Source organism: Streptomyces sp. NPDC025273 (assembly GCF_040638585.1).
Lineage (GTDB): Bacteria > Actinomycetota > Actinomycetes > Streptomycetales > Streptomycetaceae > Streptomyces > Streptomyces cinereorectus.
The window spans coordinates 392,356-410,903 of sequence record NZ_JBEZYP010000003.1 but is presented as its reverse complement, the minus strand read 5'-3'; the positions used below and the strand labels follow the sequence as shown (position 1 = coordinate 410,903).

11 protein-coding genes and 2 pseudogenes are annotated in these 18,548 nt (G+C 71.7%); 9 read left to right on the top strand and 4 right to left on the bottom strand.

What is annotated here, in order from left to right; translation table 11 throughout:
* The first annotated feature begins 224 nt into the window (after positions 1-224).
* The 3 genes from AB0F38_RS08895 (at position 225) to AB0F38_RS08885 (ending at position 2,808) form a co-directional block, all read left to right on the top strand.
* Positions 225-1,124, top strand: a complete 900-nt coding sequence (locus AB0F38_RS08895; protein WP_361888868.1) for a helix-turn-helix transcriptional regulator — start codon at positions 225-227, stop codon at positions 1,122-1,124.
* 108 nt (positions 1,125-1,232) lie between these two features.
* Positions 1,233-2,204 carry a hypothetical protein gene (locus AB0F38_RS08890; RefSeq protein ID WP_361888865.1) on the top strand — a complete coding sequence of 324 codons (972 nt, stop codon included), beginning with the start codon at positions 1,233-1,235 and terminating at the stop codon, positions 2,202-2,204.
* A gap of 85 nt (positions 2,205-2,289) precedes the next feature.
* Entirely contained in the window at positions 2,290-2,808 is a 519-nt protein-coding gene (locus tag AB0F38_RS08885; protein WP_361888862.1) for an SDR family oxidoreductase, read from the top strand.
* Between the two features lie 80 nt (positions 2,809-2,888).
* On the opposite strand, the gene AB0F38_RS08880 is transcribed toward AB0F38_RS08885, so the two are convergent.
* Complete coding sequence (locus AB0F38_RS08880; protein WP_361888859.1) at positions 2,889-3,851, bottom strand: hypothetical protein; 963 nt, start codon at positions 3,849-3,851, stop codon at positions 2,889-2,891.
* Positions 3,852-4,022: 171 nt separating this feature from the next.
* On the opposite strand from AB0F38_RS08880, the gene AB0F38_RS08875 reads away from it, so the two are divergent.
* The 3 genes from AB0F38_RS08875 to tkt all read left to right on the top strand — a co-directional run bounded on the left by AB0F38_RS08875 (position 4,023) and on the right by tkt (position 9,275).
* Entirely contained in the window at positions 4,023-4,304 is a 282-nt protein-coding gene (locus AB0F38_RS08875; protein ID WP_361888856.1) for a cation transporter, read from the top strand.
* 80 nt (positions 4,305-4,384) lie between these two features.
* Positions 4,385-6,649: a heavy metal translocating P-type ATPase gene (locus tag AB0F38_RS08870; RefSeq protein WP_361888853.1), complete on the top strand. Its 2,265-nt coding sequence runs from the start codon at positions 4,385-4,387 to the stop codon at positions 6,647-6,649.
* A 445-nt stretch (positions 6,650-7,094) separates the two neighbouring features.
* Positions 7,095-9,275 carry a transketolase gene (gene tkt / locus AB0F38_RS08865; RefSeq protein ID WP_361888850.1) on the top strand — a complete coding sequence of 727 codons (2,181 nt, stop codon included), beginning with the start codon at positions 7,095-7,097 and terminating at the stop codon, positions 9,273-9,275.
* 2 nt (positions 9,276-9,277) lie between these two features.
* On the opposite strand, the pseudogene AB0F38_RS08860 reads toward tkt, so the two are convergent.
* Positions 9,278-9,657 (bottom strand): annotated as a pseudogene (locus tag AB0F38_RS08860) (NHLP bacteriocin export ABC transporter permease/ATPase subunit); the annotation flags it as partial.
* 252 nt (positions 9,658-9,909) lie between these two features.
* On the opposite strand from AB0F38_RS08860, the gene AB0F38_RS08855 reads away from it, so the two are divergent.
* Entirely contained in the window at positions 9,910-12,606 is a 2,697-nt protein-coding gene (locus AB0F38_RS08855; RefSeq protein ID WP_361888847.1) for a cellulose binding domain-containing protein, read from the top strand.
* 123 nt (positions 12,607-12,729) lie between these two features.
* Positions 12,730-14,376: an FAD-dependent monooxygenase gene (locus AB0F38_RS08850; protein ID WP_361888844.1), complete on the top strand. Its 1,647-nt coding sequence runs from the start codon at positions 12,730-12,732 to the stop codon at positions 14,374-14,376.
* A gap of 43 nt (positions 14,377-14,419) precedes the next feature.
* Here AB0F38_RS08850 and AB0F38_RS08845 read toward each other — a convergent pair.
* Positions 14,420-16,171: pseudogene (locus AB0F38_RS08845) on the bottom strand (coagulation factor 5/8 type domain-containing protein).
* Positions 16,172-16,243: 72 nt separating this feature from the next.
* Complete coding sequence (locus AB0F38_RS08840; protein ID WP_361888842.1) at positions 16,244-17,287, bottom strand: NAD(P)-dependent alcohol dehydrogenase; 1,044 nt, start codon at positions 17,285-17,287, stop codon at positions 16,244-16,246.
* Positions 17,288-17,381: 94 nt separating this feature from the next.
* Here AB0F38_RS08840 and AB0F38_RS08835 point away from each other — a divergent pair, with 94 nt between their 5' ends.
* On the top strand, positions 17,382-17,969 hold the full coding sequence (locus tag AB0F38_RS08835; RefSeq protein ID WP_361888839.1) for a TetR family transcriptional regulator: 588 nt from the start codon (positions 17,382-17,384) through the stop codon (positions 17,967-17,969).
* The last annotated feature ends 579 nt before the right edge of the window (positions 17,970-18,548 follow it).

Sequence of the window (18,548 nt, the reverse complement as noted above, 5' to 3'; positions counted from 1 at the left end):
ACGGCTACACCGGCCCGATCGACGGGGCGATGGGACCCAACTCCTGGCGGGCCTACAGCAGCTTCATCAACCAGGACCGCTGGGACTGAACCACCTCGGAGTGCGCACGGGACCAGGACGGCCGGTCGCGGACCGTCGTCCCGGTGTTTCCGCGACGGGGGATGCGGATGCCTGCCCCCAGCGGGGTCAGGCGCGGATCGCGGACGCCGCGCATACTCGGTCGCATGAACAAGCACGGGCGACTCGCCGACTTCCTCCAGGCGCGCCGGGGCCGACTTCGGCCCGAGGACGTCGGATTGCCGACCTACGGTGAGCGGCGCAGGGTGCCGGGGCTGCGACGGGAGGAGCTCGCGATGCTCGCGGGCATCAGCGCGCCCTACTACACACGCCTGGAGCAGGGTCAGTCGCGCAACGCCTCGCCCGAGGTGCTCGACGCCCTCGCGAACGCCCTGCGGCTGGACGAACCCGAGCGGGTGCATCTGCACGCCCTGGCCCGTGCACCGAGACGGGGCAGAGCCGCGGACCGGCCGCGTACCGAGCGCGTCACCCCGGCAACCAGCGCCCTGCTGGCAGCGATCGGGGACACGCCCGCCGTCGCACTGGGCCGCCGCGGCGACGTCCTGGCCTGGAACGGGCAGGGCCACGCGCTGTTCGCCGGCCATCTCGCCCCGGACACCCCCGACGACCCCGGACGACGGCCCAACATGGCCAGGCTCGTGTTCCTCGACGCACACACCCGAGACCTCTACGCCGACTGGCCCGCCAAGGCCAGGGCCGTGGTGGGCAACCTCCGGATGACGGCCGGCCGTCATCCGGACGATCCACTGCTGGCCGCACTGGTCGGTGAACTGACCATGCGCAGCGCGGAGTTCGCCACGATGTGGGCCGACCACCGGGTCGCGGTCTGCGACGTCGCCGACTACGAGATGCGCCACCCCCTGGTCGGGACACTGACCGTCACCCAGCAGACGCTCCAGAGCCCGCAAGGAAACGGCCCGGCCCTGGTCGTGGCCACGGCCGCCCCCGGATCCCCCTCCGCGACCGCCCTCACCCTGCTCACCCAGGCCACCGCACCCCGTGAACCGGCCGAGCCGCGCCGCGGCAGCCGGGCCCGCACCATCTGACCCCGTCCTCCTGCCGGCGGCGCGTACCCCCGTCGGCTCCTCCGGAGAACCCACTCGGCCACGGCGCCGCACCGCGGCTTCCGCCTGCCCGAAACCAGTGAAGGAACCATGTCCCAGCGAAGCATCAAGATCACCATGTCCGCCGTTCTGCTGGCCGCGGCCACCCTCGCGTCGACCGCCCCGGCCGGCGCGGCACACGGCGGGGAGCCCCTGACGGACGTACGCGTCGCCACCCACTTCGACCTGGCCGCGGGCCAGATGCCGGAGAACATCACCCTGCTGCCCGACGGCACGGCGGCCGTCACCTTCGCCGCCGGCCGCCAGGTGGCCCTGGTCAGCCCGGGGGGCGGCACACGCATCCTGGCGACGCTGCCCGCACCGGCCGACGGCGGAGTCCACACCCCGGTCCTCGGGTTCCCCCTGACCACCGGCATCGCCCGCACCCCGGACGGCACCGTGTACGTGCTGTACGCGACGGGCACCGCCGACCTGACGGGACTGTGGCGGCTGCGTCCCGGGCAGGACCCGCAGCGCATCGCCGCACTGCCCGCCGACGGCCTGCCCAACGGACTGGCACTGGACGCGCACGGCAGGACGCTCTACATCACCGACTCGGTGCTCGGCACCGTATGGACCGTTCCCACCACCGGCGGCACACCCACCGCGTGGTCCACCGCTTCCGAACTCGCCCCGGCCGGTTTCCTCGGAGCCAACGGCGCGAAGGTACGCGGTGGCGCCCTGTGGGTGACCAACCTCGACCGGGGCACCCTCCTGCGCATCCCGATCCGCTCCGGGAACCGTGCGGGAGCGCCGCAGGTCAAGGCCTCGGGCATGGCAGGCATCGACGACTTCGCCTTCACCGGCCGCGGCAACGAGGTCCTCGCCGCACTCAACGCGCCCAACACGGTCGTTCGCATCCGCCCCGACGGCACGAGCACCACCGTCCTGGACACCGCCGACGGTCTGCAGAACCCCACCTCCGTCGCGCTGCGCGGCAAGGACGTGTACGTGCTCAGCGCCGCCTACACCACGGCCGCCGACCCCAACCTGCTGCGCGCACACCTGCGCGGCCACCGATGAACGCAGGCCTGATCCTCGACGACGGCGTCCAGGCCACACGGCGGGCTTCTCCCCGGCGACCGCGTCCGCCCGGGCGATCCTGGCCGTGAACCTGCTGGGCGCCGCCCATGTGATCGAGGCCTTCGAGCAGGCGGCGACCCGCGGGACCTCACCGGTGTGCGTCTCCAGCATGGCCGGTCACTACGCCTCGCTGAGCCGGGAGGACGAGGCCCTGCCGGCGTCCGCGCCGGTCGAGGACCTGCTCGGGCTCGCCTCCGTCACGGCCGTCGGGGAGGAGGCGACGGCCGCCTACATCCTGTCCGAGCGCGGCAACCACCTGCGGGTGCGGGCCGCCGCACCGGCCTGGAACCTGCGCGGTGCCAGGATCAACAGCATCAGCCCGGGGGTCATCTCCACCGCCATGTCGAAGGCCGAGGCGGAGTCACCCTCCGGCGCCCCTATGCTCCGGATGCTTCAGGACTGCGGTGCCGGCCGCACCGGGACACCGGCGGAGATCGCCGACGCCGTCGCCTTCCTCGGCGGGCCCGAGGCCAGCTACGTCACCGGCACCGATCTGCTCGTCGACGGAGGCCAGGCTGCCTGGATCCGCTGCCACCGCGTCTGACCGCAGGCTTCCGGGCCGGCCGTGGACCCGGCCGGCCCGGAGCCGTCCGTACGGGCACGGTGTTCCCCCGGTGCCGTTCCTCAGTGCCCGTGGGCGCCGTCCTCGTGCCCGGACGCAGGCCCGTCCGGCTCCGGAGAGGTCGCCGGTGCCCCTGCGCGGACGGTGAAGGCCGCGGTGCGGACGGTGCCGTCGTGCTCGAAGTCCAGGAAGAGGCGGTACGTCGCCGAGCTGGGCGCGTTCGCGGTGAAGGTGACGGCCGGACCCGGCTCGGTGCGGCCGTCACCGGGCGCCCCGTCGGGGTGGACGTGCAGATAGGCGAGGTCGCCGGCCCGCAGGGCGACGAGATGTCCGTAGGCGCCGAGGTAGGGATCGAGGTCGGTGACCGGCTTGCCGCCCTTGCGTACGTCGAAGGTGAGGTCCTCCGCGACGCCGGGCCGGAGGTTCCCGTTCAAGGTCACGGTGTATCCGTCGACCGTGGCGGTGCGGGACGGCTTGGGGAGTTCGGCGGGCTTGTAGGTGCCCGCCACGGCGAGGTCGGCACCCAGGGTGAGGTCCGGGGCGTTCTTCGCGCCGGGTGCGAAGTCCGCGAAGACCCGATAGTCACCGGCGGCCGGCAGGGAGACGGGCGTGCTCCAGGTGCCGTCGGCGGCCCGGGTGGGGTGCAGATGCCGGTAGGTGGCCAGGTCGCGTGAGGCCAGGATCAGGTGCAGCTCCTTGCCGTGCTCACGTTGGTACGAGGTGACGGGCCGGCCAAAGGCGTCGCGCACGGCGAAGCGCAGTTCGCCCTCCTGCGCCGCCTTCAGGCGCGGGGTCAGGAGATCGAGGGTGTAGCCGTCCTCGGACACCTGGAGCCCTCCGGCCGCTGATTCCGCGTGGTCGCCGCCGTCCCCCGCTCCTTCCTGCTCCGCACGGTCCGTGTGGTCGGCGCGGGGTGCGGGTCCGGTGCCTCCCACGGGGCCCACCGTGTTGCCGAGGCCGTACGCGGCGCCGAAGGACACCGTGAGTGCTGCGGTGAAGGACGTGATCTTCCCGGCGGTGTTCATGGCTGCTCCTCCTGGTCCGAGAGGGTCCCGTGGCGGGCCCCACCGTCATGAGAATATACCCCCGTGGGGTATCTGAGGACTTTCCTGGATCTCTTGCAAAAAATACGGGTGGGGGGTATACCTGAGATCAAGAAGATACCCCATGGGGGTATGAATTCGAAGGGGGTTCCCATGTCCTTGTCCACGTCCGGAGGCATCCGCGCGACCGGCACCGGCAGCACCGCGAACGCCGACGGAGGTGTTACCGCCACCGTCTACCGGGTGGCGGGCATGACCTGCGGGCACTGCCGGACCGCCGTCACGCAGTCCGTCGGAGCGCTGCACGAGGTCCTGTCCGTCGACGTCGACATGGCCGGCGGCCTGGTCACCGTCACCACCGCCGGAACACCGGACGACGCCGCGGTCGCGGCGGCGGTCCACGACGCCGGCTACGAGCTGACCGGCCGCGCCTGAGCGGCGCGCACCGCCCCCGGCAGCCGCCGGGGCCCGAACGCACGGGCCCCGGCCCCACCCGTCCCGACGAGGAGCAGGAAATGACCACCAGGACTCAGGGCGCCGCCCAGGTCGAGCTAGCCATCGGCGGCATGACCTGCGCCTCGTGCGCGGCCCGCATCGAGAAGAAGCTCAACCGCATGAACGGGGTCGAGGCGACCGTCAACTACGCCACCGAAAAGGCGAAGGTCACCTACGCCGACGACATCGCGGTCGAGGACCTGATCGCCACCGTGGAGGCGACCGGATACTCCGCCCGGCAACCCTCCCCGCCCCGACTCGACGGGGAGGGGCCGGCGGCCGGCCCGAGCGACGACGAGCGGGCCGACGACGAACTGCGTCCGCTGCGCCAGCGGCTGGTCACCGCGGTCGTTCTCGCCGTCCCCGTCATCGCGATGGCGATGGTCCCGGCCCTGCAGATCGAATACTGGCAGTGGCTCTCGCTCACCCTCGCCGCACCCGTCGTCACGTACGCGGCCTGGCCCTTCCATCGCGCCGCCGTCACCAACGCCCGGCACGGTGCGGCCACCATGGACACCCTGATCTCGGTCGGGACCGGCGCCGCGTTCCTGTGGTCGCTGTGGGCGCTCTTCTTCGGAACGGCCGGCACACCGGGCATGACGCACCCCTTCGAGTTCACCATCGCGCGCAGCGACGGCTCGGGGAACATCTACCTGGAGGCCGCCGCGGGCGTCACGGCCTTCATCCTGGCCGGCCGCTACTTCGAGGCCCGCTCGAAGCGCAAGGCGGGTGCCGCGCTCAGAGCGCTGCTGGAGCTCGGCGCCAAGGAGGTGACCCTCCTGCGCGACGGACTGGAAGTCACCGTGCCCACCGTCGAGTTGCGGGTGGGTGACCGCTTCTTCGTCCGCCCCGGAGAGAAGATCGCCACCGACGGCACCGTCGTCGAGGGGGCCTCCGCCGTCGACACGTCGATGCTCACCGGCGAGTCCGTACCCGTGGAGGTGGCCGTCGGCGACCCGGTCACCGGTGCGACGCTGAACGCCGGGGGCCGGCTCGTCGTCGAGGCCACCCGGATCGGTGCCGACACCCAGCTCGCCCGCATGGCCGAGCTCGTCGAGGACGCACAGAACGGCAAGGCCGCCGCTCAGCGCCTGGCCGACAGGATCTCCGCCGTGTTCGTGCCGGTCGTCATCGGGCTCGCGCTCGCCACACTCGGCTTCTGGCTCGGCAACGGCGCCGGTCTCACGGCCGCGTTCACCGCCGCCGTCGCCGTACTGATCATCGCCTGCCCCTGCGCGCTCGGCCTGGCCACCCCGACCGCCCTGATGGTGGGCACCGGCCGCGGCGCCCAGCTCGGCATCCTCATCAAGGGACCCGAGGTGCTGGAGACCACCCGCAGGGTGGACACCATCGTCCTGGACAAGACCGGCACCGTCACGACCGGCCGGATGACCCTGGTCGGCGTGCACACCGTCGGGAACACGGACGAGATGGAGGTCCTGCGTCTCGCCGGTGCCCTGGAGCACTCCTCCGAACACCCGATCGCCCGGGCCGTCGCCACCGGTGCGGCCGCGAAGGCCGGCGCCCTGCCCACACCCGAGGACTTCGCCGGCGTCCCCGGCCTCGGTGTCCAGGGCGTCGTCGACGGCCACGCCGTCCTCGTCGGCAGGGAGAAGCTGCTCACCGAGTGGGCCATGGAACTGCCCGGGCCGCTCCGGCGCGCCAGGGACGACGCCGAGAAGGCGGGGAGGACCGCCGTCCTCGTCGCCTGGGACGGCGAGGCGCGTGCGGTCCTGGAGGTGGCCGACGTGGTCAAGGACACCAGCGCCGAGGCGATCCGGCGGCTGCGCGCACTGGGTCTGACCCCGATCCTCCTGACCGGCGACAACAAGGCCGTCGCGGACTCCGTCGCCGCCGAGGTCGGGATCGACGAGGTCATCGCCGAGGTCATGCCCGAGGACAAGGTGGCCGTCGTCAAGAGGCTCCAGGCGGAGGGCCGTAGCGTCGCCATGGTCGGTGACGGAGTCAACGACGCGGCCGCGCTCGCCCAGGCGGACCTCGGGCTCGCGATGGGCACCGGCACCGACGCCGCCATCGAGGCCGGCGACCTGACCCTCGTCCGCGGAGACCTGCGGGCCGCCGCCGACGCGATCAGGCTCTCCCGCAAGACGCTCGGCACGATCCGCTCGAACCTCTTCTGGGCCTTCGCCTACAACGTGGCGGCCCTGCCGCTCGCCGCCGCCGGCCTGCTCAATCCGATGATCGCCGGAGCGGCCATGGCCTTCTCCTCCGTCTTCGTCGTGGGCAACAGCCTGCGCCTGCGCAGCTTCCGCGCCGCCGACTGAATCCGGGCGCGGCGTACGCCGCGCCCGGCCCCGCGGATCAGGCGTGGAAGCCGTTGCACACCACGGAGGTGTACGTCGAGGGCCCGCCCTCGACGTGGTAGAGCACCACGGTCCAGCCCCCCTGTCGTCGCTGGCGGCCTCACGCCGGAACCGGGTCAGTGCCTCGGGGTGATCACTGATCTCGTCGCGGATCACCTTCACGGCCACCAGCCGCCCGCCGGGCGACCGGCCGAGATACACCGCTCCCGAGGACCTCCGCCCGGACGACGGCGAGCGGCGGGACCGTCCCGCGGCGCAGCCGGCCGAGGCGCGGGGCGGAGGGCTTCGCCGCGGGCCCCGTTCCGGGATGCGAAGGGCGGCCAGGGAGCCGAGGATGCCTAGGGGGACGGGCCGCAGGGCCCGGGACCGTACGGACGGCAAGCGACATCCCGAGGGAGACACCACCATGGCGCCCGAGCGAGCCCCTTCCGGCGGCACCCCGCCGCGCGACCCCGCCCTCGCACTGCCGGTGGCGGACCGGGCCGGATGGAGCGCGCTGGACGTGCGGGCGGTGGACACCGTACGCGTGCTGGCCGCCGACGCCGTGCAGAAGACGGGCAACGGGCATCCCGGTACGGCGATGAGCCTGGCCCCGCTCGCCTATCTGCTCTTCCAGCAGGTCATGCGGCACGATCCGGGCGACGACCGGTGGCTGGGCAGGGACCGTTTCGTACTCTCCTGCGGACACACCAGCCTCACCCTGTACATCCAGCTCTATCTCGCGGGCTACGGCCTGGAGATGGAGGATCTGGAGGCGCTGCGGACCTGGGGTTCGGCGACCCCCGGGCATCCGGAGTACCGGCACACCCGGGGTGTCGAGATCACCACCGGTCCGCTGGGCCAGGGGATGGGCGCCGCGGTCGGGATGGCCATGGCGGCCCGCCGGGAGAGGGGGCTGCTCGACCCCGACGCCGCCCCGGGCGCCAGCCCCTTCGACCACCACGTGTACGTGATGGTGTCCGACGGCGACATGATGGAAGGCGTCGCGTCGGAGGCCTCCTCGCTCGCCGGCCATCAGCAGCTGGGCAACCTCGTGGTGTTCTACGACTCCAACCACATCTCCATCGAGGACGACACCGACATCTCCTTCAGCGAGGACGTCCCGGCCCGCTACGCCGCGTACGGCTGGCACGTGCAGACGGTGGACTGGACCCGCACGGGTGACTACGTCGAGGACGTCGACGCCCTGCTCGCCGCGGTCGAGGCCGCGAAGGCGGACCGGACCCGGCCGTCGTTGATCATGCTGCGCACGATCATCGGGTGGCCCGCCCCGACGAAGCGGAACACCGGCAAGGCGCACGGTGCGGCCCTGGGGGACGACGAGGTCGCCGGCACCAAGCGGCTCCTCGGCTTCGACCCCGAGTCGTTCTTCCCGATCGAGGACGAGGTCCTCGCCCACACCCGAGCGGTCGGTGAGCGGGGCAGGGCGGCCCGGGAGCGCTGGCAGCAGACCTACGAGGCCTGGCGGACCGCGAACCCCGGGCGGGCGGCACTGCTGGACCGCCTGCGGCGGCAGGAGCTGCCCGGCCACTGGACCGACGTCCTGCCGGTGTTCCCGGCCGATCCGAAGGGCATGGCCACCCGGAAGGCCTCCGGCGAGGTGCTCACCGCCCTCGCACCGGTGCTGCCCGAACTGTGGGGCGGCTCGGCGGACCTCGCGGGCAGCAACAACACCACCATGGAGGGGGAGCCCTCCTTCGTCCCGTCCGACCGGCAGACCTCGGAGTTCGGCGGCGGCCCCTACGGGCGCACGCTTCACTTCGGCATCCGTGAGCACGCCATGGGCGCGGTGCTCAACGGCGTCGGCCTGCAGAGCCTGACCCGCCCCTACGGCGGTACGTTCCTCACGTTCAGCGACTACATGCGGCCCGCCGTCCGTCTCGCCGCGCTGATGAAGCTCCCCGTCACCTACGTGTGGACCCATGACTCGATCGGGCTGGGTGAGGACGGCCCCACCCACCAGCCCGTCGAACACCTCGCCGCCCTGCGCGCGATTCCCGGCCTCGACGTCGTACGCCCCGGCGACGCCAACGAGACCGCGGTCTGCTGGCGGGTGATCCTGGAGCACACCGACCGGCCCGCCGGTCTCGTGCTCACCCGGCAGAACCTCCCGGTGATCGACCGCGCCGACGGCGTCCACGCCCCGGCCGAGGGCGCGGCCCGCGGCGCCTACGTCCTCGTGGAGGCCGCCGGAAGCGCCCCCGACGTCATCCTGGTGGCGACGGGGTCCGAGGTCCAGATCGCCCTCGAAGCCCGCAAACTGCTGGCCGACGAGGGGCTGGCCGTACGCGTGGTCTCGATGCCCTGCCGCGAATGGTTCGCCGAGCAGCCGTTGTCCTATCAGGACGTGGTGCTGCCGCCCGAGGTGCGCGCCCGCGTCGCGGTGGAGGCCGCCGTCGGCCAGGGCTGGCGCGAGGTGGTCGGCGACGCGGGCCGGATCGTCAGCCTGGAGCACTACGGAGCGTCCGCCGACTACCGGCGGCTCTACGAGGAGTTCGGCATCACCGCCGAAGCCGTAGCCGCTGCCGCGCGCGGCAGCATCCGCGACGCGGTGGACGTCCCCAGGCCCGGCGGACGGATGGCCTGACCCATCTGACGCCGCACCAGCGCGTGGAGCCGCCCGCCCGTGTCCGCGAGCGGCTCCGCGGGCGGCCGCGGCTGCACGACGGGCCCCACGACCTGACGATCGAGCGGTTCGCGTGCAGGACCGTGGACAGCCGGTGCGCGACCACGACCCCGGCGGCCCGAAGGGACCCGGCGCTCTCGGTCACGGCGCGCCGGGTCTCGTTGTCGTGCGCGCTGCTCGCCTGGTCGAACAGCAGGATGCGGGGACGCCGGACGAGAGCCTGGGCGATCATTTGCCGCTGCCGCTGCCGCTGCCGCTGCCGCTGCCGCTGCCCCTGCCCGTCGGATATCGCTCCGCCGCCGGAGAACATCGGGCGGATGGCGCCGATTCCCACGCCGCGGATGTACGGGGGAGCTGTGCCCGTTCCGTGAGCCCGGCGGGCAGTGGGGCCGGTCGCCCGACCACGGTGGACGGACGGTGTGCACGGTAGAGGACGTGCGGGCGACGCTGCCGGATTCATCCGATGAACCGGCTGCACCACCCTTCACTCGCGCGGCGGGCGACGCTACCATCGAGATACCTTATGGGAGCGCTCCCATCTCTTGTCGTCCCGTACCGTCGCACCGCGGCGGTCCAGCTCGGAGAGGACGCTTCCGTGCGCTTGAGCGCCAGACCCTTCGCCGCCCTACTGGCAGCACTCGCCCTGACCGCCGGGTTGTCGATCACCGGCAGTCCGGCCGCGGCACGCTCCGACGAGCCGCCTCCCGCGACCGAAGCATCCGATGTGTCGATCGCCGCGGACACCTACACCTGGAAGAACGCACGCATCGACGGCGGCGGCTTCGTACCGGGCATCGTCTTCAACCGGTCCGAGAAGAACCTCGCCTACGCACGCACCGACATCGGCGGCGCCTACCGCTGGGATCAGTCGGGCAAGCGGTGGACACCGCTGCTGGACTGGATCGACTGGGACAGATGGGGCTGGTCCGGCGTGGTGAGCCTCGCCTCCGACCCGGCCGAGCCCGACAACGTGTACGCCGCCGTGGGCACGTACACCAACAGCTGGGACCCGACGAACGGGGCGGTCCTGCGCTCTTCGGACCGGGGCGGGTCCTGGAAGGCCGCCCCGCTCCCCTTCAAGCTCGGCGGCAACATGCCGGGGCGCGGGATGGGGGAGCGGCTCGCCGTCGACCCGAACAAGAACTCCGTCCTCTATCTGGGCGCGCCCAGCGGCAAGGGGCTGTGGAGGTCCACCGACTCCGGGGTCACCTGGTCGGAGGTGACCGCTTTCCCCAATCCCGGCAACTACGCGCAGGACCCGTCCGACACCAGCGGATACGCCAGCGACAACCAGGGCATCGTGTGGGTGACGTTCGACGAGCGCTCCGGCAGCGCGGGCAGCACGACCCAGGACATCTACGTCGGGGTCGCCGACAAGCAGAACACCGTCTACCGCTCCACGGACGGCGGCGGCACCTGGTCCAGGATCGCCGGCCAGCCGACCGGGTATCTCGCGCACAAGGGCGTACTCGACTCGTCGACCGGCCACCTCTATCTGACGCTGAGCGACACGGGCGGCCCGTACGACGGCGGCAAAGGCCGCATCTGGCGCTACGCCACCGGTACCGGTGAGTGGACGGACGTCAGTCCGGTCGCGGAGGCCGACACGTACTACGGGTTCAGCGGACTCTCCGTCGACCGCCAGAAGGCCGGCACCCTCATGGCCACCGCGTACAGCTCCTGGTGGCCCGACACCCAGATCTTCCGCTCCACGGACAGCGGCGCGACCTGGACGCGGGCCTGGGACTACACCAGCTACCCCAGCCGTTCGAACCGGTACACCCAGGACGTCTCCTCCGTCCCCTGGCTCTCCTGGGGCGCCGATCCGTCCCCGCCCGAGACCACGCCCAAGCTGGGCTGGATGACGGAGGCGCTGGAGATCGACCCCTTCGACTCGGACCGGATGATGTACGGGACGGGCGCCACGGTCTACGGCACCGAGAACCTCACGTCCTGGGACTCCGGCGGCCAGTTCAAGATCACTCCGATGGTGGAGGGGCTCGAGGAGACGGCCGTCAACGACCTGGCGAGCCCGCCGTCCGGAGCCCCGTTGCTGAGCGCGCTCGGTGACATCGGAGGCTTCCGGCACACGGATCTCGACGCGGTGCCCGCGATGATGTTCACCTCGCCGAACCTCGACTCGACCACCAGCCTCGACTTCGCGGAGTCGTCCCCCGGCACGGTCGTGCGGGTCGGCAATGCCGACGCCGCCCCGCACATCGGCTTCTCGACCGACAACGGGGCCAACTGGTTCCAGGCATCCGAGCCCGCCGGCGTCACCGGCGGCGGCACGGTCGCCGCGGCTGCCGACGGCAGCGCATTCGTCTGGAGCCCGGACGGCGCGGCTGTCCATCGCACGACCGGATACGGCAACTCCTGGACCCCGTCCGCCGGCATTCCGGCCGGGGCGACGGTCGAGGCCGACCGGAAGAACCCGAAGAAGTTCTACGGCTTCAAGGCCGGTACCTTCTACGTGTCGGCCGACGGAGGCGCCACCTTCACCGCCAGGGCGGACAACCTGCCCGCCGAGGGCAACGTCCGCTTCAGGGCGCTGCCCGGGACCGAGGGCGACATCTGGCTCGCGGGCGGTGCCACGGCCGGGACGTACGGACTGTGGCGCTCCACCGATTCCGGCACGAGCTTCACGAAGTTCTCCGGCGTGGAGCAGGCGGACAGCGTGGGCTTCGGCAAGGCGGCGGCGGGCGCCTCGTACCAGACCGTCTTCGTCAGCGCGAAGATCGGTGGGGTGCGCGGCATATTCCGGTCCACGGACGCCGGGGCGAACTGGACGCGGATCAACGACGACGCGCACCAGTGGGGCTGGACGGGCGCCGCGATCACCGGGGACCCGCGGGTCTACGGCCGCGTGTACGTCTCCACGAACGGCCGCGGCATCCAGGTGGGCGAGTCCTCGGACACCGGAGGGGGAGGAACGGACCCCGGCCCGGACCCGGAGGAGCCCCCGGCCGATGCCGACTGCTCGGTGACGTACACGGTCACCAACCAGTGGTCCGGCGGCTTCCAGGCCGATGTGACGGTCACCAACACCGGGGCCACGGCCTATGACGGCTGGCAGCTCGGCTGGTCGTTCCCCGACGGGCAGGAGGTCACGCAGATGTGGAACGCCACCTCCCAGCAGGACGGGGCGAAGGTGACGGCCACGAACGTGGGCTGGAACGGCAAGGTGGCGTCCGGTTCCTCGGCGGGCTTCGGCTTCTCGGGCAGCTGGACGGGCGCCAACACCGAGCCGACGGCGTTCACCCTGGGCGGTGAGGCCTGCACCGTCGGCTGACGCACGCGGACCGGCGCGGGAGGCAGCCCCCTCCCGCGCCGGAGCCGCGGGGTTCACCCGAAATGGACACGACGCCCCCTGTGTGCTGCATTGGAGTGGACGCACTCCGCCTGGGAGGCACCCGTGGTCGATGCCGACGTGCTGGTCGTAGGAGCGGGTCCGGTCGGCCTGACGGCCGCGTCCGAGCTGAGACGCCGTGGCCTCGCGTGCCGGGTCGTCGACCGGCTCCCGGCCCGTCTGCCGTACGCCAGGGCGGTGGGTGTCCAGCCCCGGACCCTGGAGATCTGGGACCGGATGGGGATGGTGCGCGAGGCACTGGAGACGGCCGTCCCGATGAGGGGACAACTGCTCTACGTCAACGGTGCGGAACAGGCGAGGATCGATCTCACCCTGCCCCCGGACGTGCCCTACGGCTTCGCCGCCCTCCCGCAGTACGAGACGGAACGGCTCCTCGAAGAGCTCCTGGAGCGGTGGGGAGGCCACATCGAACGCGGTACGGAGCTCGTCTCCTTCGAGCAGGACGCCGAGGGGGTCGACGCCGTGCTCTCGCTGTCCGCCGGCGGTACGGAGGCGCTGCGGGCCCGCTATCTGGTGGGCTGCGACGGCGCCCACAGTGTCGTACGCAAGGGCCTCGGGCTCTCCTTCGAAGGTGCCGCCCTCCCCGAGGAGTACATGCTGGGTGACGTCGAGGTCGACTGGGATCTGCCGGCCGGGTACGGGATCCGGTCCTCGCACGTCGTCGACGGGCGCACGGACGATCTGCTGGTGTGCATCCCGCTGCCGGGCCACGGCCGCTACCGGATGTCCATGCTGACCCCACCCGAACTCTCCCTGGCCCCACAACGCACCGGACAGGGCGAGGTGGCCCACGGGCTGAGCGGTGACCGGGGCCCGCAGCCCGGGATCGAGCACATCCAGGCCGTGCTCGACCGGCTCTCACCCCGGCCCACGACCGCCACCTCACTGCGCTGGTCGTCCGTCTTCCGCATCAGCCACCGCCTGGTGGACCGCTATGGGGAGGGACGGGTGTTCGTCGCCGGGGACGCCGCGCACATCCATCCGCCCACGGGCGCGCAGGGCATGAACACCGGCATCCAGGACGCCTGCAACCTGGCGTGGAAACTGGCCGCAGCCGTGCGCGGCCGGGCGGGCGAAGGGCTGCTGGCGAGTTACGACGCCGAGCGCCGGCCGATCGGCGAGGAAGTGGTCCGGCGGACGGTCCGTCACGCGCGCGGCGGCATCGGGTCCGACGCCGACGACCCGGACACCATGATGCGCCGGGAGGCCCAACTCCTGGTCGGCTACCGAGGCAGCCCCCTCGTCGCGCCGGACGGATCCTCGCACGACGGACCCGCCCCCGGCGACCGTGCCCCCGACTGCGGTGGCCTCACCTACGCCCTGGCGACCTTCCCCGTACGGCTGTTCACCGTGCTGCGGGGGCGGGACCACACGCTGCTGCTGTACGCGGACCACGAGGAACAGACTGACCGGTTCGACGAGGTGTGGGCCGCTGCCGCACGCGCGGCCCCCGGCCTGCTGAACGCCTGCGCCGTACTCGCTCCGGAGGTGCGGGCGCCCGGCCTGCGACTGCCCGCCGTGCACGACGGCCTCGACGAGTTCCGCTCGGCATACGGCGCGCGGGGCGGCGAGGCGATCCTCGTACGGCCGGACGGCTGTCTCGGACTGCGGGCCGCCCCGGCGGCCGGCCCCGAACTGCGCGCCCACCTGGAGATGCTCTTCGGGCGTGACGCGGGGCCCGGCAGCGACTGACTGCGGGGCCCCGCGCCGTACGGTCAGCGAGGCTGAGCCCACCTCACCCCGACTCGGGGAAGGACACCACCTGGGACGGGACGGTCGACGTACCGGAGGTGGGGGATCCGGTGTTGTTGATGACGTGCTCGTACTGGCCCTGGCCGCCCAGCGACACCACGAGCAGGTCGTGGAACTTCACGCCGGGCTTCACCGGTGCCTGGAATCCGTGCTGCTGGCGGATCGTGGGGTCCACGTTGAAGTAGCAGTAGCTGCCCATGCCCCAGCCCTCGTGGGTGGTGACCGAGTCCTCGACCTTGTACGCCGCGTAGCCCTTGATGTCACCGTTCTGGATGGCGGCCTGGTCGGGGGCGTCGTACGCCTTCTCGTTCTGGAAGAAGCTCGTCTTCCCGTTCTCGCCGTACCACCGCACGTCGTACTTGTTGAAGTGCTCGACGAACAGGCCGGTGGCCAGGACGTCGTCACCGTTCACCCGGAGGCCGTAGTCGGACCGGTTGGTCTCCCAGCCGACGCCCTCGCCGTGGTCGGCACGCCAGAGCCAGGTGTGGTCGATGATCGTGTCGTCGCCGTTGATCACCATGCCGGTGGTCGTCTTGCCGGCACCCGCTCCGCCGACCCGGACGAACACGTCCTGGAGCGAGGTCGGGTTCGCCGAGTGGTCGGCCGACGCGCCCTCGGGACCCACCTGGACGAGCACCGAGGAGTTCTGCGTACCGGCGTCGACCAGGAGTCCGGCCAGCTTCACACCGTCGACGTCACCGACCTTGATCGCGGTCACCCCGTTGTCCGGGATGATCGTGGCCAGGCCCAGACCGAGGGCGACCGTGCCGGCGCGGTTGATCTCGATGGCCTCGTCCACGTGGTAGACGCCAGGGGTGAAGAGCAGGTGCAGCCCCTGGCGTACCGCCGCGCTGATGGTCTGCGCCGTCGCGCCCGGCTTCACCACGTAGAACCGGCTCAGCGGGATCGACTCGCCCTGCGGGGTGCCGTTCCACGAGACACCCCGCGCGTTGGTGCGCTTGGCGGGGGGACGAAGACCTTGTAGTCCTCGCCGTCGAGGTGGAGGAAGGGCTTCTCGCGGGAGACCGGAGTGGTCTCCAGGGTGGTGTAGGGGGGTTCGGGGAAGCTCTGGGCGGGGGCGCCCTCGACGCCGGAGAACGTCATGTTCCAGACCCCGTTGCCCCAGCTGCCGATCGAGCTGTCGCGGGTGTACCACTGCTGCTGGGAATAGGGGGACACCTGGCCGTCGATCTTGCTGTCGGCGATGTAGCCGCCGCTGGCCCAGCCGTAGCCGTCGGGGGCGAGGTCGAGGCCGCCCTTGACGTGCATGCGGCGGAACGGGGCGGCCTGGGAGACGGCCCAGCGGTTGGTGCCGTTGGCCGGGTTGAGGGCCAGGTTCTCGGCCGAACGCCAGAAGTTCTGGGTGGCGTTGCCGTTGAACCAGCCGGCGTCGACGGTCACGTCACCTTTGAAGGTGGTGTCGTCCGGCTTGAGGCCGAGCCCGGCGATCGAGGTTCAGAAGCCGATGGGCGTTGATGTTGTGGTACGTGCCCGGCTTGAACATCAGCGCGTACCTGCCGGTGCCGAACTGGGCCGACTCCTGCTTCCTGAAGATCTCGTCGACCTTGCCCTGGGACAGGAGCAAGGGCGCCGCGCTCGCGGACGGCGAGGGGACGAAGGCGAGGAGTGACAGGACGAGTCCGGCGACGACGGCCGGCACACCACCTCGTCTTCTGCCCGTATCACCCGACGGACTCGACCTCCTCGGCGACGGACGAGCGATCTGACGCGCCATTGGTTCAGGAAATGGCGGATCGGCTCCAGTGGCTCGGTCACGGGTGCTCGCGCGGTGGACGGGCTCGCGGGCTCACCCCAGGTCGGACATGTCGAGCACGAAGCGGTAGCGGACGTCGTTCCGCCGGAGGCGGTCGAGAGCCTCGTTCACCCGCGCCGAGGGGAGCAGCTCGATGTCGGCGGTGATGGCGTGCTCGGCGCAGAAGTCCAGCATGCTGGCGGTCGCGGGCCTGCCGCCGCTGCCCGCGGAGCTGAGCTTCTTGCGCCCCACGAGCAGGTCCATGGTCTCCACGGTGACGGGCCCGAGGTGGCCGAGTTGGCTGAGCGTGCCGTCCATGGCGACCAGGCGCAGGTACGGGCCGAGGTCGTGCGGGGCGGAAACGGTGTCGATGAGGACGTCGAACCGGTCGCGGGCGTCGGCCATCTGCTCCGGGTCCGTGGAGACGATCAAGGTGTGGGCGCCGAGACGGCGGGCATCGTCGGCCTTGTCCGGCGAGCGGCTGATGACGGAGGTTTCGGCGCCGAGCGCCACGGCCATCTTGACCGCCAGATGGCCCAGGCCGCCCAGTCCCGCCACGGCGACGCGGCTGTGCGGCCCCACGCCCAGGGAGCGCAGGGGTTCCCAGACCGTGATCCCGGCGCAGAGCAGAGGGGCGGCCGCGGCCGGATCCAGCCCGGCCGGAAGCGCGTAGGCGAACCGGTCGCGGACGACGTACTCGCGGGAATAGCCCCCCAGGGTGGTTGAGCCGTCGTGCCGGTCGACGCCTCCGTAGGTCAGGGTCGGGAAGGCCCGGCAGAAATTCTCCTGGCCGGCCTCGCACATGGGGCACTCGCCGCACGAATCGACGATGTTGCCGACCGCGACGGGGTCACCGACCGAGAAGCGGGTGACCATGCGCCCGGTCTCGGTGACCACGCCCGTGAACTCGTGCCCCGGCACCAGAGGGCCGCCCGCCCCGCCGTCGTGGCTGTGGACGGCATGCAGGTCGGTGTGGCAGACGCCGCAGTAGTCGACCCGGACCGCGAGGTCGTCGGGGCGCAGGTCGCGCCGCGTCAGCGGCGTGCGCCGCAGTGGCGCCGTCGGGCCGTCAGACTGCCAGCCGGTGGTTGTCCGCACAGCGCATCTCCTTAAACAGACTGTTCTGTCTGTTCACGGTAGGCGGATCCTGTCCTGGAGGCAAACCAACTGTTCTGTTTGGTAGCGTGGGGGCATGGCAGACCAGCCCCTGACCTCGCGCGGAGCGGCGACGTACCGGCGCATCCTCGACGTGGCGACGCAGGAGTTCGCCGAGCACGGGATCGCCGGTGCACGCATCGAGCGGATCGTGGCCGACGCGCGCAGCAACAAGGCGCAGCTCTATGCCTACTTCGGCAACAAGGAGGGGCTCTTCGACGCCATCTTCTTCGGCTCCCTCGAGCGGATCATGAATGTCGCCCCGATCGACGCCACCGACCTCGCGGACTGGGCCGTACGCCTCTACGACGAGTACCTCCGCCGCCCCGACCTCATCCGGCTGGCCACGTGGGCGCGCCTGGAGCGTCGCCCGACCGGGCACCTGGTGGACGACCCCGACCGCCTCGACGACCCGAAGCTGCGCGCCATCGCCGAAGCTCAGGCCGCCGGCCTGGTGCGCCAGGGCGACCCGTTCGACGTGATGGCCATGGTCATCGCCATGTCCATGGCCTGGTCGCCGGTCAGCAACGTCTACGCGGCAACCGCCGACGAGCCCTCCGAGGTGCACGAACAGCGTCGCGCGCTGCTCCGCGAAAGCGTCCGCCGCGCCGTGGCAGCCGGCTGAGAGAGCGAGAGGCCGGCCCCGGCCGGTTCCCCGCCGCGGGCCACACTGCTTCGGCCGAACACCTCGGTCGGCCGTGCGGAGCCCCGTGGTCGTGGAAGTCCCACCTGACGCATGTTCACCACGACGCGCCGACGCCCATCATCGGTGGCCGGGTGAGCGGCACGGAAGCGGAACGCCCCGCGAGGACCCGCACCGGATCGCCGCGCAAACATCCCCTCGGCGTGGCGTGCCGTCCAACGGGTGACATTCGGCCCGCAGTCACACGATGAGCCCATGGTGTCGCTCGAATGCGGCGCTCTCCAGTGGTGGGAAGCGGCATTTCGGCTGACGGTGGATCACGTCGCACCTGTGATCCGATGAGCCGACAACCAGCCGGCCGTCGCAGGGGTGGCGAAAGGACTGTGTATCCATGCGCTCTGCCCGCACCCTGTTCGCATCGACCGCCGTCACGGCGGTCCTCGCGGTCTCCGCCCCAGCCGCATATGCCGTGACCTCGGCCGACGGCTGGGACAAGGACAGCGGATCCTCCTCGAACAGCAGCAGCAACAACGACGACCGTGAGAAGCCGGAGTCGTGGAA